Source organism: Zunongwangia sp. (assembly GCF_048269745.1).
Taxonomy (GTDB): domain Bacteria; phylum Bacteroidota; class Bacteroidia; order Flavobacteriales; family Flavobacteriaceae; genus Zunongwangia.
Genome location: NZ_JBLXIB010000009.1, coordinates 44,760 through 61,184, shown reverse-complemented (window position 1 = coordinate 61,184; position 16,425 = coordinate 44,760). Strand labels below are relative to the sequence as shown.

18 protein-coding genes are annotated in these 16,425 nt (G+C 32.4%); 9 read left to right on the top strand and 9 right to left on the bottom strand.

The genetic code is table 11. The annotated features are described in order from the left end of the window. Positions 1-34: 34 nt before the first annotated feature. Genes leuC through leuB form a run of 3 tightly spaced genes read left to right on the top strand, consistent with a single transcriptional unit; the run spans position 35 to position 3,191 of the window. Positions 35-1,417 carry a 3-isopropylmalate dehydratase large subunit gene (gene leuC / locus ACN0WI_RS11385; protein ID WP_417886972.1) on the top strand — a complete coding sequence of 461 codons (1,383 nt, stop codon included), beginning with the start codon at positions 35-37 and terminating at the stop codon, positions 1,415-1,417. Continuing rightward, positions 1,417-2,031 (top strand): 3-isopropylmalate dehydratase small subunit, encoded by a 615-nt coding sequence (gene leuD / locus ACN0WI_RS11380; RefSeq protein WP_417886971.1) that lies wholly within the window; start codon positions 1,417-1,419, stop codon positions 2,029-2,031. Before leuC ends, leuD begins: the two co-directional genes overlap by 1 nt. A gap of 47 nt (positions 2,032-2,078) precedes the next feature. Further along, a complete protein-coding gene (gene leuB, locus ACN0WI_RS11375) occupies positions 2,079-3,191 on the top strand; it encodes a 3-isopropylmalate dehydrogenase (RefSeq protein WP_417886970.1) in 1,113 nt (370 codons plus the stop codon). 76 nt (positions 3,192-3,267) lie between these two features. Here the strand turns inward: leuB and ACN0WI_RS11370 are convergent, their stop codons facing one another. The 6 genes from ACN0WI_RS11370 to ACN0WI_RS11345 all read right to left on the bottom strand — a co-directional run bounded on the left by ACN0WI_RS11370 (position 3,268) and on the right by ACN0WI_RS11345 (position 9,387). After that, the gene (locus tag ACN0WI_RS11370; RefSeq protein ID WP_417886969.1) at positions 3,268-4,194 is read right to left on the bottom strand and encodes a UDP-3-O-(3-hydroxymyristoyl)glucosamine N-acyltransferase; all 927 of its coding nucleotides are present in this window, start codon (positions 4,192-4,194) and stop codon (positions 3,268-3,270) included. Between the two features lie 147 nt (positions 4,195-4,341). After that, positions 4,342-4,908 (bottom strand): elongation factor P, encoded by a 567-nt coding sequence (gene efp, locus ACN0WI_RS11365; RefSeq protein WP_417886968.1) that lies wholly within the window; start codon positions 4,906-4,908, stop codon positions 4,342-4,344. A gap of 11 nt (positions 4,909-4,919) precedes the next feature. Next, complete coding sequence (gene lpxA / locus ACN0WI_RS11360; RefSeq protein WP_417886967.1) at positions 4,920-5,705, bottom strand: acyl-ACP--UDP-N-acetylglucosamine O-acyltransferase; 786 nt, start codon at positions 5,703-5,705, stop codon at positions 4,920-4,922. Between the two features lie 6 nt (positions 5,706-5,711). Further along, the gene (locus ACN0WI_RS11355; protein WP_417886966.1) at positions 5,712-7,112 is read right to left on the bottom strand and encodes a bifunctional UDP-3-O-[3-hydroxymyristoyl] N-acetylglucosamine deacetylase/3-hydroxyacyl-ACP dehydratase; all 1,401 of its coding nucleotides are present in this window, start codon (positions 7,110-7,112) and stop codon (positions 5,712-5,714) included. Beyond that, positions 7,105-8,133, bottom strand: coding sequence for a UDP-3-O-(3-hydroxymyristoyl)glucosamine N-acyltransferase (gene lpxD, locus ACN0WI_RS11350; protein WP_417886965.1), 1,029 nt, complete (start codon positions 8,131-8,133; stop codon positions 7,105-7,107). Before lpxD ends, ACN0WI_RS11355 begins: the two co-directional genes overlap by 8 nt. Before the next feature lie 24 nt (positions 8,134-8,157). Beyond that, entirely contained in the window at positions 8,158-9,387 is a 1,230-nt protein-coding gene (locus ACN0WI_RS11345; RefSeq protein WP_417886964.1) for an HD domain-containing protein, read from the bottom strand. 113 nt (positions 9,388-9,500) lie between these two features. Between ACN0WI_RS11345 and ACN0WI_RS11340 the strand changes: the two genes are divergently transcribed. From ACN0WI_RS11340 to ACN0WI_RS11320, 5 genes are all read left to right on the top strand, one after another. Continuing rightward, positions 9,501-11,051 carry a PglZ domain-containing protein gene (locus ACN0WI_RS11340; RefSeq protein WP_417886963.1) on the top strand — a complete coding sequence of 517 codons (1,551 nt, stop codon included), beginning with the start codon at positions 9,501-9,503 and terminating at the stop codon, positions 11,049-11,051. A gap of 85 nt (positions 11,052-11,136) precedes the next feature. Further along, positions 11,137-11,541, top strand: coding sequence for a tRNA (adenosine(37)-N6)-threonylcarbamoyltransferase complex ATPase subunit type 1 TsaE (gene tsaE, locus ACN0WI_RS11335; protein ID WP_417886962.1), 405 nt, complete (start codon positions 11,137-11,139; stop codon positions 11,539-11,541). Positions 11,542-11,907: 366 nt separating this feature from the next. Further along, a complete protein-coding gene (locus tag ACN0WI_RS11330) occupies positions 11,908-12,492 on the top strand; it encodes a hypothetical protein (protein ID WP_417886960.1) in 585 nt (194 codons plus the stop codon). A gap of 74 nt (positions 12,493-12,566) precedes the next feature. Beyond that, a complete protein-coding gene (locus ACN0WI_RS11325) occupies positions 12,567-13,766 on the top strand; it encodes an alanine dehydrogenase (RefSeq protein ID WP_417887084.1) in 1,200 nt (399 codons plus the stop codon). 35 nt (positions 13,767-13,801) lie between these two features. Continuing rightward, on the top strand, positions 13,802-14,182 hold the full coding sequence (locus tag ACN0WI_RS11320) for a hypothetical protein (RefSeq protein ID WP_417886959.1): 381 nt from the start codon (positions 13,802-13,804) through the stop codon (positions 14,180-14,182). A gap of 76 nt (positions 14,183-14,258) precedes the next feature. Here the strand turns inward: ACN0WI_RS11320 and bcp are convergent, their stop codons facing one another. Continuing rightward, on the bottom strand, positions 14,259-14,708 hold the full coding sequence (bcp, locus tag ACN0WI_RS11315; RefSeq protein ID WP_417886957.1) for a thioredoxin-dependent thiol peroxidase: 450 nt from the start codon (positions 14,706-14,708) through the stop codon (positions 14,259-14,261). Positions 14,709-14,739: 31 nt separating this feature from the next. Between bcp and ACN0WI_RS11310 the strand changes: the two genes are divergently transcribed. After that, positions 14,740-15,405 carry an endonuclease III domain-containing protein gene (locus ACN0WI_RS11310; RefSeq protein ID WP_417886955.1) on the top strand — a complete coding sequence of 222 codons (666 nt, stop codon included), beginning with the start codon at positions 14,740-14,742 and terminating at the stop codon, positions 15,403-15,405. Positions 15,406-15,465: 60 nt separating this feature from the next. Here the strand turns inward: ACN0WI_RS11310 and ACN0WI_RS11305 are convergent, their stop codons facing one another. Both ACN0WI_RS11305 and ACN0WI_RS11300 read right to left on the bottom strand, forming a co-directional pair. Then, complete coding sequence (locus tag ACN0WI_RS11305) at positions 15,466-16,062, bottom strand: NAD(P)H-dependent oxidoreductase (protein WP_417886953.1); 597 nt, start codon at positions 16,060-16,062, stop codon at positions 15,466-15,468. Between the two features lie 155 nt (positions 16,063-16,217). After that, positions 16,218-16,370 carry a hypothetical protein gene (locus tag ACN0WI_RS11300; protein WP_417886951.1) on the bottom strand — a complete coding sequence of 51 codons (153 nt, stop codon included), beginning with the start codon at positions 16,368-16,370 and terminating at the stop codon, positions 16,218-16,220. Positions 16,371-16,425 lie beyond the last annotated feature (55 nt).

Sequence of the window (16,425 nt, the reverse complement as noted above, 5' to 3'; positions counted from 1 at the left end):
TTGCGCATTTTCTTTGAAACAAAATTGAAAATACATGAAAAAGACCCTTTTCGATAAAATTTGGGATGCACACGTGGTCGAATCTATTCCTGATGGTCCCGATATTTTATATATCGATCAACACTTAATTCATGAAGTTACAAGCCCTCAAGCTTTTAATGAATTAAAAGAACGAGAAATTCCTGTTTTTCGTCCCAATAAGATCGTTGCTACGGCCGATCATAACACCCCGACCGAAAATCAACATTTACCGGTTAAAGATTTACTTTCAAGAAAACAATTAAAAGAATTATCGCAAAACTGCGAAGAAAATAATATAACCCTTTACGGTTTAGGGCATCCCTATAATGGTATTGTTCACGTAATGGCTCCGGAATTAGGAATTACTCAACCTGGAAAAACAATGGTTTGTGGAGATAGCCACACTTCTACGCATGGCGCTTTTGGTGCTATTGCTTTTGGCATTGGTACAAGTCAGGTTACTCAAGTTTTTGCTTCTCAATGTTTATTAGTAGAGAAACCTAAACGCTTACGAGTTAATGTAAATGGAAAATTAAAAAAAGGGGTAACACCAAAAGATGTTATTCTTTATGTAATTAGCAAATTAGGAACCAATTCTGGGACTGGATATTTTTGTGAATACGCTGGCGATGTTTTTGAAAACATGTCGATGGAAGGCCGTATGACGGTTTGTAATATGAGTATTGAAATGGGTGCTCGTGGCGGACTTATAGCGCCAGATCAAACAACTTACGATTATGTTGAAGGAAGAGAGTTTGCTCCGAAAGGAGAAGAATTCGATAAACTGAAGGCATATTGGGAAACACTTAAAACCGATGAAGGCGCAGCATTCGACCAAGAATATTCGTTTGAAGCTGAGGATATCGAACCTATGATTACCTACGGAACCAATCCGGGAATGGGAATTAAAATTACAGAGTCTATTCCTGTTGAAGGTGGAAAAAGTGATGCAAAAGCACTAAGCTATATGGGTTTTAAAGCCGGCGAAAGTTTAATAGATAAACCTATTAATTATATTTTCATTGGTAGTTGTACCAATTCTAGAATTGAAGATTTCAGAATGGCTGCAAGCTATATTAAAGGAAAGAAAAAAGCAGAAAATGTAAATGCTTTAATTGTTCCGGGAAGTAGGCAAGTTGCCGCACAAATTCAAGAAGAAGGATTAGATAAAGTTTTCGAAGAAGCAGGGTTTAGATTAAGACAACCGGGATGTTCTGCTTGTCTTGCTATGAACGACGATAAAATACCTGAAGGAGAATATTGTGTATCTACTAGTAACAGAAATTTTGAAGGTAGACAAGGACAAGGTTCTAGAACAATATTAGCAAGTCCGCTTACAGCAGCAGCAACTGCAGTAGCCGGAAAAATAACCGACTTTACAAAAAGTTTGAATTAATGGAAAAATTCACCACACTACAAGATACAGCCGTCCCATTAGAGGTCGAAAATATAGATACCGATCAAATAATTCCTGCTCGTTTCCTTAAGGCAACCGATAAAGCAGGTTTTGGAGAAAACCTTTTTAAAGATTGGCGTTTTGATAAAGAAGGAAAACCGGTAGAAGATTTTTCGCTAAATCAGAAACAGTATTCCGGACAAATTTTAATCTCAGGAAACAATTTTGGCTGTGGTTCAAGTAGAGAGCATGCTGCTTGGGCTTTAAAAGCTTACGGATTTAAAGTTGTTGTTTCTAGTTATTTTGCTGATATTTTTAAAGGAAATGCACTAAATAACGGATTGTTACCTGTACAGGTTTCTCCTGAATTTTTGGATGAATTGTTCCTAGCAATCAAAAAAAATAATAAAGAAACATTTAAAGTTGATCTTGAAAATCAAAAAATTGAAATTTCAAGCACAGGGAAGTCTGAGAATTTTGCAATCGACCCTTATAAAAAAACATGTTTAATTAATGGTTTTGATGATATTGATTTTTTAGTGAGTAAATTAGATGCCATTAAGAAATTTGAAGAAAAGCAAGCTCATATTCATGAAGCTGCAATTCAAGAATAAAATTTCTTCAAACTGAATTAAAAACTTTAAGAGAAGAAAAAACATTTATGAAATTAAAAATAGCCGTATTAGCCGGGGACGGAATTGGTCCTGAAATTACTCAACAATCTATAAAAGTTCTTAAAGCTATTGCAGATCGTTTTGATCATGAATTTGAGTTTGAAGAAGCTATTGTTGGAGCTGCTGCTATAGATTTATTAGAGAATCCGCTTCCGGATGCTACTTTAGATCTTTGTAAAAAATCGGATGCTGTTTTATTTGGAGCTATTGGACATCCTAAATACGACAATAATCCTGATGCTAAAGTTAGACCCGAACAAGGTCTTCTAAAATTAAGAAAAGAACTTGGTTTATTTGCTAATATTAGACCGGTAACCACATACCCTAAATTAATAGATCAGTCTCCCTTACGTCCTGAAAGAATTGAAGGAGCAGATTTAACCATTTTTAGAGAATTAACTGGTGGAATTTATTTTGGAGAAAAAAGCCAAAGCGAAGACGGACAAAGCGCAACTGACGTTTGCACCTATTCTGTCACAGAAATTGAAAGGATGGCGCATTTAGCTTTTAAAGCCGCTCAACAGCGACGTAAGAAGTTAACATTAGTAGATAAAGCAAATGTTTTAGAAACTTCTCGCCTTTGGAGAAAAACGGTTAAAAAAATTGCTGAAGAATATCAAGATGTAGAATTAGATTTCTTGTTTGTTGATAATGCTGCGATGCAAATGATTTTGAATCCAAAACAATTTGATGTTATCCTTACTGAAAATATGTTTGGTGATATTATTTCTGATGAAGCAAGTGTTATTGGTGGAAGCATTGGTTTATTAGCTTCAGCTTCAGTTGGTGGAAAAAATGCGATGTTTGAACCTATTCACGGTTCTTATCCGCAAGCTACCGGAAAAGGAATTGCTAACCCTGTAGCTTCTATCCTTTCCGCAGCAATGCTTTTAGAGCATTTTGGACTAATAGAAGAAGCAAATACTATTAAAAAAGCAATTTCAACTAGTATACAATTAAATGTGTGTACGGAAGATATTAATAAAGATAATCCTTATAGTACCGAAAAAGTTGGTGATTTTTTAGAAGGCTTGATTAGCGAATCTGAAAATAACATTAATGACGAGAACCTTAATTTTGGCCAAATGACCATTATTTAATTTTAGATTTATATTTTATAAAGAAGCCTGTTAGAAAAAATTCCAACAGGCTTTTTTTATTCAAAAAATTATAATATTAGTTAATTTTTTTCATGAATTCTGGAAGTTGCTTCACATAAGCTAATTCTTTTAATTTAGCTCTCACTTCTCTAGCTGGTGTTCCCCAATATACTTTACTCTCTAAAGATTTAGTTGCTCCACTTTGCGCCATTAGAACAGTACCCTTTTTAATAGTTACATCACTAATAATTCCTACTTGTCCCCATAAAGTAACTTCATCTTCAATAATTACACAACCAGCAATACCTACTTGTGAAGCAATTAAGCATTTTTTTCCGATTACAGTATCATGCCCAATTTGAATAAGGTTATCTAATTTAGTTCCTTCTTTAATTGTAGTATCTCCACTTACACCGCGATCTATAGTACAATTACATCCAATTTCTACATTATCCTCTATAACTACTCGTCCGCTAGATAATAATCTATCAAACCCTTCAGGCCTATTTTTATAATAAAAAGCATCGCCTCCTAATACAGTTCCTGACTGAATAATTACATTATCTCCTATAACAGTATGATCGTTAATACTAACATTGGCTCCAATTCGGCAATTGTCACCAATTTTCACATGATTTCCGATAAAAGCTGTTGGCTGGATAAAAGTATTCTCTCCTATTTGTGCTGTCTCGGTTATTCTATTTTCAGCTTTTTCAAAAGGCTTAAAATATTTCGTTAATTTATTAAAATCACGAAATGGATCATCTGAAATTAATAATGCTTTGCCCTCCGGACAATCAACTTTTTTATTTATTAAAATTATAGTTGCTGCAGATTGTAGTGCTTTATTATAATATTTAGGATGATCTACAAAAACAATATCTCCCGGAGTAACCACATGAATTTCGTTAATTCCTTCTACAGGGAAATTTTTATCTCCTACATAATCACAGGAAATAATAGTTGCTATTTGTTCTAATGTATGTGTTTGAGGAAATTTCATCTTCTGAATTTTTATTCGATTATCGATTCTATATATTTGAATTTATATGTTAAAAAGATAACTTATAAATTCAAATAATTAATAAACAGAAATAATATAGTATAAAAAAAGGAAAGATAAATATCTTTCCTTTTTGTCGAAAATCGATTATTCTTTGATTCGTTCTTTATAAGTGCCTTTTTCAGTTTCAATCCGAATTTTATCCCCTTCATTTATAAATAAAGGAACGTTTACCTCTGCTCCTGTTTCAACAGTTGCAGGTTTGGTAGCATTTGTTGCTGTATTACCTTTTACGCCTGGCTCTGTATGAGTAATCTCTAAAACTACGGTAGCTGGCATTTCTGTAGAAAGCGGTAAATTATCTTCAGTATTAATTAAAACAGTTAATACTTCACCTTCTTTTAGAAGTTGTGGCATATCTAGTGCACTTTCTATTAACCGAATTTGTGTATAGTCATCTACATGCATAAAATGGTAAAATTCTCCATCTTGATACAAAAACTGATATTTATGAGTTTCTACTCGAACATCTTCAATTTTATGACCGGCAGAAAAAGTATTATCAACGACTTTACCAGTAGTTACACTTTTTAATTTAGTACGTACAAACGCTGGGCCTTTCCCTGGTTTAACGTGTAAAAATTCTATGATTTTATAAATATCATTACTGTATCGGATACATAATCCTTTTCTAATATCACTTGTACTTGCCATTTTTTGTTGTATTAATTTGAACTAAAGTATCCTTTCATGATACCTCGCTGTGTATTTTTAATAAATTCTAAAATTTCGTCTCGCTCAGCAGTGGCTTCCATTTCAGCTTCAATAATAGCTGCAGCTTGTGTATTATTATAGTTTTTTTGATATAAAATTCGATATATATCTTGAATCTCTCTTATTTTCTCTGTTGAATATCCACGACGGCGTAAACCTATAGAATTAATACCAACATAAGAAAGAGGCTCTCTCCCTGCTTTAACAAAAGGAGGAACATCTTTACGCACTAAAGATCCACCTGTTACAAACGCATGTTTACCAATACTACAAAACTGTTGTATGGCTGCCATTCCGGCTAAAACAACATGTTCTCCAACATTAATATGTCCTGCTAGTGTACTATTATTTGAAAAAATACAGTGGTCGCCTACTACACAGTCGTGCGCAATATGGCAATAAGCCATTATCCAACAGTTTTCTCCAATAACTGTTTTCATCCTGTCGCTAGTGCCTCTGTTTATAGTAACACATTCCCTAATTGTAGTATTGTCCCCAATTATTGTAAGAGTCTCTTCGTTATTGAACTTTTTATCTTGAGGAACTGCTGAAATTACTGCTCCAGGAAAAATATTACAATTTTTTCCAATTCGAGCACCTTCCATTATGGTAACATTAGAACCAATCCAGGTCCCCTCACCAATTACTACATTGTTATGTATAGTAGTAAAAGGTTCTATTACTACATTCTTAGCAATTTTTGCTCCGGGGTGCACGTATGCTAAAGGTTGATTCATTCTTTCTTATTTTGATTTTACAATTTGTGCCATTAACTCTGCCTCTGTAGCCAATTTACCATTAGCATAAGCATAACCCTGCATTTGGCATATTCCTCGTCTAATAGGTGCCAATAACTCTAACTTAAAGATTAATGTATCACCAGGCAAAACTTGACGCTTAAATCTTACATTATCGATTTTCATAAAAAAAGTAAGATAATTTTCTGGGTCTGGAACCGATTTTAAAGCTAATATCCCTCCAGTTTGTGCCATTGCCTCTACTTGCAATACTCCAGGCATCACGGGCTTTCCAGGAAAATGTCCTTGAAAAAAAGGCTCATTCATGGTCACATTCTTTACGCCAACTACCGAATCGTCCGTTAACTCATATATTTTATCTACCAACAACATCGGTGGTCGATGGGGTAAAATATTCATAATATCGTTAATATTCATTAACGGTTCTGAGTTTAGATCTACTTTCGGAACTTTATTTCGTCTTTCTTCTTTAATAACTTTTGCCAGTTTTTTTGCAAATTGTGTATTTGTAAAATGTCCTGGTTTAGTAGCTATAATTTTTCCACGAATACGAGTACCTACTAATGCCAAATCCCCCATTACATCTAGTAATTTATGCCTAGCTGCTTCGTTAGGATAATGTAATGTTAAGTTATCTAGTATTCCGTTAGCTTTTACAGAAATATCATCTTTATTAAATGCTTTACGTAAACGCTGTAGCGTTTCTTCTCCAATTTCTTTGTCTACATAAACTATTGCATTATTCAAATCACCACCTTTTATTAGGCCATGGTGCAAAAGCGTTTCTAGTTCATGTAAAAAGCTGAATGTCCTAGCATTAGCAATTTCTTTTTTAAATTCTGAAACATGCTCTATAGCAGCATTTTGAGTACCTAAAACTTTTGTACCAAAATCTACCATTGTAGTAATTTTGTAATGATCTGAAGGCATTACTAAAATCTCACTACCCGACTGTTCATCTTTATAAGAAATAACATGATCTACTACATATTCTTCTTTTTCGGCTTCTTGTTCTTTAATTCCTGCCGCTTCTAATGCTTCTACAAAATATTTTGAAGAACCATCCATAATTGGTGGTTCTGAAGCATTAATTTCTATAATAACATTATCTATTTCTAGACCTACACAAGCAGCTAAAACATGTTCTGAAGTTTGAATTCTAACTCCATTTTTTTCTAAATTAGTTCCTCGCTGTGTATCTACAACGTAACTTACATTAGCTTCGATAAGTGGTTCTCCTTCTAAATCTACTCGTTTAAATACATATCCTGTATTTTCCGGAGCCGGTTTAAAAGTTAAATGTACTTGTTGTCCTGTATGAAGACCTACACCGCTTAAAGAGATTTCATTCTGAATAGTTTGCTGCTTCAGTATTTTCTCAACCATTCTTATTTATTTTTTTTTCTAACTGATATAAAAGATCAATATTCTTTGGAAGATTTTTAAAATGTATAAAGGATTTACTATAATCAGCATATTTTATTGCTGGAGAACCTTGAAGTGTTTCACCATCTTTCACATTTCTATTAATTCCGCTTTGAGCTTGAATTCTCACACGATCCCCAATAGTAATATGGCCTACAATACCTACTTGGCCACCAATTATACAGTTTTTTCCGATTTTAGTAGAACCTGCTATACCCGTTTGGGCTGCTATAACTGTATTTTCTCCAATCTCTACATTATGGGCTATTTGAATTTGGTTATCCAATTTAACTCCTTTGCGAATAATGGTAGAGCCTAAAGTTGCACGATCTATAGTGGTACCAGAACCTATATCTACTTTATCTTCTATTATTACATTTCCTATTTGAGGAACTTTTGAATATTCTCCTTTTTCATTGGGACTAAAACCGAAACCATCGGCTCCAATAATAGCACCTCCATGAATAGTACAATTGTTTCCTATAGTTGTTTCTGAATAAATCTTAACACCTGCAAAAATTGTAGTATTATCGGCTATTTTTGAATTATCACCAATATATGAATATGGATATATTTTTACGTTATCTCCTATTTGTACATTTTCACCTAAGTAAGAAAATGCTCCTAGATAAATATTTTCCCCATATGTTGCCGATTCTGAAATATAAACCGGACTTTCTATACCACTTTTACGTAATTTTACTTGATTGTAATAATCAAGCAATGTAGAAAATGCTTTATAAGCATCTTTTACTCTTACCAACGTAGTGGTTATAGGTTTTTCTTTTTCGAAGCCATCATCAACTATCGTTACAGATGCTTCTGTGCTATATATATAGGAAGTGTATTTCGGATTACTTAAAAAAGTAAGCGAACCTTCTTTTCCCTCTTCTATCTTCGTTAGTTCAAAAACCTCAACATCAGGATTACCTTCTACGGTACCTTCTAAGATTTCTGCTATTTGTGATGCTTTAAATTTCATTCTGGCAAAAGTAAAAAAAATGCGTTAATCTTTAGTCTTAGGATAACAGATATAATATTTGGTCACTGTTTTAGTGAGCGCTTTGAGGTTTAATTGGTCGGAAACTTTGATAACATCACTAATTTTCCCGTTTTTATGAAGAATATTGATATTATCTTTTTCTCTTGTGTACGCCAAATTCGATATTTCTCCTGTAAAAACAAAATATTCAGCTTCTTTAGATGATAAATTATAAGTGGTTTTTACAGCATTTAAATGTTTTTCTATCTTTTCTTCTGAAGGCTTTTTCTTTTTTAATTTTACTTTTAATAGATCTCGATTAATAATCATTCTGGACAAATGGCTTAACACAAAATCATCATGGTCTATCCATTCCTTCATGGCCAAAATTATATCATAATCATCTAACTTCGAAAAAGTCTTTAAAACCTCAGTATCAAAATTATCCTTTGTTATTTTATTCGTTAAAAAAAACTGCAAAGCCTTGCTAGCTTTACATTCTATACCTTCGGAAACTAATTCCTTTGCTCGCTTTAATACTCTTATTAATAATTGTTCAGCAACTATCCCTGTTTTATGCAAATAAACTTGCCAATACATTAATCGTCTTGCTACTAAAAATTTCTCTACAGAATAAATAGCTTTAGATTCGATTACCAACTCATCATTTACAACATTAAGCATCGTAATTAATCGGTCGCTATTTATATTACCTTCTGTTGTGCCTGTATAAAAACTGTCACGTTTTAGATAATCTAAACGATCCATGTCTAACTGACTAGTTATTAACTGATGCATAAATTTACGCGGATAATTACCGGTAAAGATTGAAATAGCAAGCGTTAAACTTTGGTTAAAAACTTCATTCAATTGTTGCATAAAAAGCAACGAAATCTCTTCATGTTCTACATTTTCTACAATACTATGTTCCATAGCATGTGAAAATGGACCATGCCCAATATCGTGTAGTAAAATAGCAACTTCTAAAGCTTCAGCTTCTTCATTAGAGATCTCAACACCCTTATATCGAAGCAGTCGCACCGCTTTTTGCATTAAGTGCACACAACCTAAAGCATGATGAAAACGTGTATGATGGGCACCCGGATATACCAAATAAGACAAGCCCATTTGAGAGATTCTTCTCAACCTTTGAAAGTATGGATGTTCAATAATATCGAAAATCTGCTTACTAGGAATTGTAATAAATCCGTAAATTGGATCGTTTAAAATCTTGAGTTTATTTTGTGAAGCCAAGTATAAAATCGTTTTTTGGTGGATACAAAGATACACATAGATTAATAAATCAAAGATTGTAGAACCAGAAAGGAGGTATTAAATTCAAAATACATCTTAAAAAACATAATTGCATGAACATAATAAAGATACTTTGGGTAGATGATGAAATAGATTTACTAAAACCACATATTCTCTTTTTAGAGTCCAGAGACTACCATGTAACCACCTGTAAAAGTGGCACTGAAGCCATTGAAAAATTTGCTGAAGAAAATTTCGATATTGTATTTTTAGATGAAAATATGCCCGGTTTAACTGGTTTAGAAACACTTTCTGAAATTAAGGAGGAAAGAGCTAATATTCCTATTGTTATGATCACTAAAAGTGAAGAAGAATACATTATGGAAGAAGCTATTGGTTCTAAAATTGCAGATTATTTAATCAAACCGGTAAATCCAAATCAAATACTACTTTCAATAAAGAAAAATTTAGATCATTCTCGATTAATTTCAGAAAAAACGACTTCTAATTACCAGCAAGAGTTCCGTAAAATTGCGATGGATTTAATGGAAGTTAATACCTTTGAAGATTGGGCAGACATGTATCAGCGCTTAGTATATTGGGAACTTCAACTTGAAAATATTGAAGATAGCGGAATGTTTGGTATTCTAGAAACCCAAAAACAAGAAGCTAATACACAGTTTTGTAAATTTATCGATAAAAATTACCCGAAATGGTTTTCTAAAAATGCAGAAGCACCGGTAATGTCTCATACTCTATTTAAAAAACGAGTTTTTAAAGAAGTTAGTAAAGAGCAACCTACATTATTACTAGTAGTAGATAATTTACGATTCGACCAATGGAAAGCTTTAGAGCCTACCATATCAAACTACTATAAAAAACAAGAAGAATCTGTTTATTATAGTATTTTACCAACTGCTACGCAATATGCTAGAAATGCAATGTTCGCAGGATTAATGCCTAGTGAAATGGAAAAGCTATTTCCTCAATTCTGGAAAAATGATGTAGATGAAGGTGGTAAAAATCAATATGAATCCGAATTTTTAGCAGAGCAACTTAAGCGTAACGGAAAAGATTATAACTACGAATATCATAAAATAAGTAACTTAAAAGCCGGCAGAAAATTAGTCGAAAATTTTAAAACATTAAAAAATAACGATTTAAACGTAGTAGTATATAATTTTGTGGATATGCTTTCGCATTCTAAAACAGAAATGGAAGTTATAAAAGAATTGGCTTCTAACGATAAGTCATACCGATCGTTAACAGAAAGTTGGTTTAAAAATTCTCCGCTATTAGATATAATTCAGCAAGCGCAACAATTAGGATTTAAATTAATTATTACTACCGATCATGGTACAATAAATGTAAAAAATCCAAGCAAAGTAATTGGTGACAAAAACACCAGTCTAAACTTACGCTATAAAACAGGTAAAAGTCTTACTTATGAAAATAAAGATGTTCTAGCTGCTGAAAACCCCAAGTCTATCCATTTACCAAGTATAAATATGAGTAGCTCATTTATATTTGCTAAAGGAGATTTATTTTTCGCCTATCCAAACAATTATAATCATTACGTAAGTTATTATAGAAATACGTTTCAGCACGGAGGAGTATCATTAGAAGAAATGATTATACCTTATGTAGTATTAACGCCTCGATAGAACTCTTAAACATAACCACTAAAAGAAACCTGATGCATGCATCAGGTTTCTTTTTTATATATTTACAAGCCAAATTTTTTGAAAAATGGAAATAACCTATGAGCTTTCTGAAATTGAGAAAGCAGCAAAATTTATTTTAGAAAATAGTAAAAGTAAAATACTATTATTTTACGGCGACATGGGAACCGGAAAAACAACTTTGATAAAAAGTCTTGTTGCAACATTAGGTATACAAGATCGTGTTTCTAGCCCAACATTTGCATTAGTAAATGAATATAGTTCCAAGGAAATTAAAGTATTTCATTTTGATTTTTATCGTTTAGAAGATGAAATGGAAGCTTATGATATAGGATTTGAAGATTATATAAACACTCCAGCTTATAAGTTTATTGAATGGCCTGAGAAAATACCTAATTTAATACCTGAAAACTACCAAAAAATCGATATTTCAAAAAAAGATGAAACCACAAGGTTGTTAAAATTAAGTTAATTATATGTTAAAACAATAAGAAATTAAACCATTTACTGCGATAATTACAAACGCTTATTATACAATATAACTTACATTTTTTTACATAAAACCGTTAAATAATAATTTTTAACTAAAAATGATAGTTTTTTTCTAAAATTTTAAAACAATATCACTTTTTTTCACAAAACCCTCTAAAAATCCGCAAAAGTACAATTAATGTAGTTGCCTTTACAGTGTAATCTTGATGTAGGTTTGTATTAGAAATCAAACGGAAAACAAGACATAAACTTAAAAAAATTTACATTATGAAACTTAAAGCATTAATTTTTGGAGCAGCTATCTTTGGAGCATCAATTTTTGTAACTTCAACCTCAAATAACGATCATGAAAAAGAACCTATCCAAAAACAAGCCGTTCTTAGGTCAAAAATCAAAGTACCTGCTGCTGGGTAGTATTATTGCTATACTTATAGCATTTTCACCTTATATTTTTTATTTATATGAAATTTTCCCAAGCGCTCCTGTTTGGGAAAATTCTTTTTTCACCTATGAAAGTAGATACTATGAAGATGTACTAACAGCAGCTTGGACCTATTTAGGAAAAATAACACCATTGTTTTTATTATTTATTTGGTTTTTCACCTGTAAACATTGGTGGTACCATGTTATATTAATTCCTATTTGTATGTATTCATTTCAACTTATCATTGCTTTTTATCAAGATGTATACCTTAATATTGATCCGATGGATACCGATCAGTTAATCTATCTGGCTCCATTTTTTATTGGTATTATCTGTATTGTTTATTTAATCAGAATTAAAATTTTTGATAAAATTTACGGGATCGATATTGGCGAAATAGAAGAAACTAATATCTCCCTTTTCTCCCCCATTTCCGAAAAAGATCTCAAAGAAATGGAAGATCTTAAAAATCAGCCTGAGGAAGAAGATTATTATTCAAAATTGTAAATTTTAGTTATTCCTTTTTCTTTCTAAAAATAATTGTAATTTACCTGTTCCTAACTTTAACCATGTGTGCGATGATGTCGAAACAGGTTTCGCCTTTTAGCAGAGAGGAACTAATTCCGCAAGAAGAAAAATTAGAAATTCTTAAAAACAAAGGAGAATTATTTATTGGTATTCCCAAAGAGACTTCCTATCAAGAAAAACGCATTTGCTTAAGTCCTGATGCGGTTGCTGCAATTACAGCACATGGGCATCGAGTACTTATCGAATCGGGAGCCGGAAATTATGCTCATTTTAAAGACAAAGATTATTCTGAAGCTGGTGCTGAAGTTACAAAAGACACACATAAAGTATTTTCTTGCCCAACTATTTTAAAAGTTGAACCGCCTTCTTTACAAGAGTTAGATATGATGAATCCGCAAACCATTCTCATTTCTGCGGTTCAAATAAAAACACAAACTAAAGCTTATTTTCAAAAATTAGCTTCCAAACGTATTACAGCACTTGGTTTTGAATTTATTAAGGATAATGAAGGGCATTATCCTATAGTAAATGCGCTTAGTGAAATTACGGGTACTGCTTCGGTTTTAATTGCTTCTGAAATATTAAGCAATAATGGGAATGGTAACGGACTTTTATTTGGTAATATAAGCGGAGTTCCGCCTATTGAAGTAGTTATTTTAGGTGCTGGAACTGTGGGGCATTTTGCTGCACGAGCTGCCTTAGGTTTAGGAGCCAATATTAAAGTATTTGATAGTTCGCTAACAAAACTCAGAAAAATTCAAGTTGGCTTAGGGCAATCTTTTTACACCAGCACTATACAGCCTAAAAATCTTGTTAAAGCACTAAAACGCTGCGATGTATTAATTGGTGCTGTTCGAGGTAATAATCGATCTCCTATATTAGTTTCAGAAGAAATGGTATCTACCATGAAACCTGGAGCAGTTGCTATAGATGTAAGTATTGATGTAGGAGGTTGCATCGAAACTAGTGAAATTACATCGCATGAACATCCAATTTTTATTAAAAATGATGTTATTCATTATGGAGTGCCAAATATTCCATCTAGATATGCGCGAACTAGTTCCCTTTCATTAAGTAATATTTTCACTCCTTACTTATTACATATAGGTGAAGAAGGCGGTTTAGAAAATACTTTACGTTTTGATAGAGGTTTACGAAATGGTTTGTATTTTTACCACGGAATTTTAACAAACAAATCGGTTGCCGATTGGTTCGACCTTTCTTACCGAGATATCAATTTGTTGATTTTTTAAGCAAATAAAAAGCTACTCTAGACTTTTAATTTTATATGAATTTACTTCAGCGGTTTGGATATTTCTCCATCGGTTTATTTTTTGGAATTGTAATTTTAATTTTTTTCTTAAGCGGAAAAAACACAAGTTGTTCTTACTTTCCGAATGCAAGAGTTTTATCGAAAATAAGTTCTAAACATCGTGCTTACACACCAGAAGCACTTAAATTTTTACATACTCATAATATAGATACCACTGCTGTTTCTAAAATTTTAAAAAATGGAGAAGTAGATTTTGGAAACAGCATAACCGATCGGGATTCTTGTAATTTATATAGTATTTCTGGAAAAACACCAGATACAATTATACAGTTTAAAGTTGAAAATTGCGACAGTATAGCTACTATTCAAAACATCAACTTCTTCAAAGAAGAATAATAAAAAAGAGTTATATAAAAAAGGCTAATCGAAATTAATAATTTCGATTAGCCTTTTTTATAGTATTACTCTAAAATTAAAGAATTTGAGCGGCGTGTTCTTTAGTTTTTACTTTACCTATTACTTCTTCAATTTTTCCTTCTTCATCAATTATAAAAGTAGTTCGATGGATGCCTTCATATTCTTTACCCATAAACTTTTTAGGTCCCCAAACTCCATAAGCCTCAATTACTTCTTTATTCTCGTCAGCTAGTAATGGAAATGGTAATTCATTTTTGGCTTTAAAATTGGTCTGGCGGCGCTTACTATCGGCACTTACTCCTAAAATAGCATATCCTTTTTCTTGAAATACTTCCCAATTATCTCGAAGATTACAAGCCTCTGCAGTACAACCTGGCGTACTTGCTTTCGGATAGAAAAATAACACCAGTTTTTTACCTTTAAAATCAGTTAATTTTACCAAATTCCCATCTTGATCTTCAACTGAAAAATCGGGTGCTTTATCTCCTGCTTTTAATATCGTCATAATTCTTATTTTTGCTTAAAATTAAAGCTTTATGAACAAACAGCAAAAAGTACAATTTGTTATTGATACTTTAGAAGAAATTTATCCCGAAATTCCTATCCCTCTAGACCATAAAGATCCATACACACTTCTTATTGCCGTATTACTTTCTGCACAAAGCACTGATGTAAAGGTTAACCAAATTACTCCTTTATTATTTGAAATTGCAGACACTCCACAAAAAATGGTTCGTCTTTCTATAGAAGAAATTAAGGATATTATTAAACCCTGTGGTTTATCACCTATGAAGTCAAAAGGAATTCATGGTCTATCTGAGATTCTTTTGGAAAAATATAATGGAAAAGTACCAGCAGATTTTGAAGCACTGGAGAGTTTACCAGCTGTAGGCCATAAAACAGCTAGTGTTGTAATGTCACAAGCTTTTAAAATTCCTGCATTCCCAGTAGATACTCATATACACCGATTAATGTATCGATGGAACTTAAGTAATGGTAAAAATGTTGTACAAACCGAAAAAGATGCAAAACGTCTATTTCCAATAGATTTATGGAATAAATTGCATCTTCAATTTATTTGGTATGGTCGTCAATATTCTCCGGCTAGAGGTTGGGATTTAGAAAAAGACATTATCACTAAAACAATAGGTCGTAAATCGGTTATCCAAGAATATTACAAGAAAAAAAGAGCTAAAAAATAATAGGAGTGCTTTTAGTAAAAGTACTCCTATTTATAAAACATGGAATATGTTCCTTATCAATTATTTAATTTTTTCTGCGATTTGTAGTGTTCGCTTTACTTGAAATTGTATTGCTTCACGACCTTTAAGGCTTAATTCGTTTCCTGCCGTCATACTAAAACCGTAAGGGTTACCACCTGTTTCAAATATAACAGGATTTGCATAACCCGGTGCTGCAACTATTGCCCCCCAATGCATCATAGATTTGTAAAGACTCATTAATGTGCCTTCTTGTCCTCCATTTGGATTTCCTGCACTTGTCATACCGCTTACTACTTTATTCACTAACTTTCCGGATTGCCATAACGGACCAGTAGTATCTATAAAACTACTAAATTGAGAAGGTAAATTTCCGTAACGAGTAGGTGCCGAGAAAATTATTGCATCTGCCCACTCCAAATCATCTGCTGATGCTGTAGGTAGATCTTTAATACTATTATGCGTCTTTATCCAATCTTCGTTCTTCTTCATTATTTCTTTAGGTACTTTTTCTTCAATTCTAAGCAACTTCACATTTTTCACACCTAAATCTTTTGCTGCTTTCTCTGCTTCCTGTGCCATAGCATAGTTAGTACCCGTTGCACTATAAAATATCACGGCTAAATTAAGATTTTCCATTTTATTTAGTTTTTGTCCTAAATTAATGGTTTCCTATAGTCAAAACGAATTACAAAAATTAAAGTTTTAATAATTTTAGCTAAAATCATGTGAATAGTAAAGACTTACACAACTATAGTAATATAAAAAAGCCTGTTTTAAACAGGCTTTTCAATTTAATTTGCGAACATTTCAAAATTTTCATTCTTTCCCGAAACTATTTTTAAAGCAGCTGAATAGTTTAGTAGAAACTGTATAGTTTCTTTTTTAGGATTTAGAGATGAAAATTTATCTTTTTCAAATGCATTTTCTGTGTAAAATTTCCTCATTAATTGCTGTTTTTAGATTCTATTCTAAAAACGGAAAGAAATAAGGAATATTGTA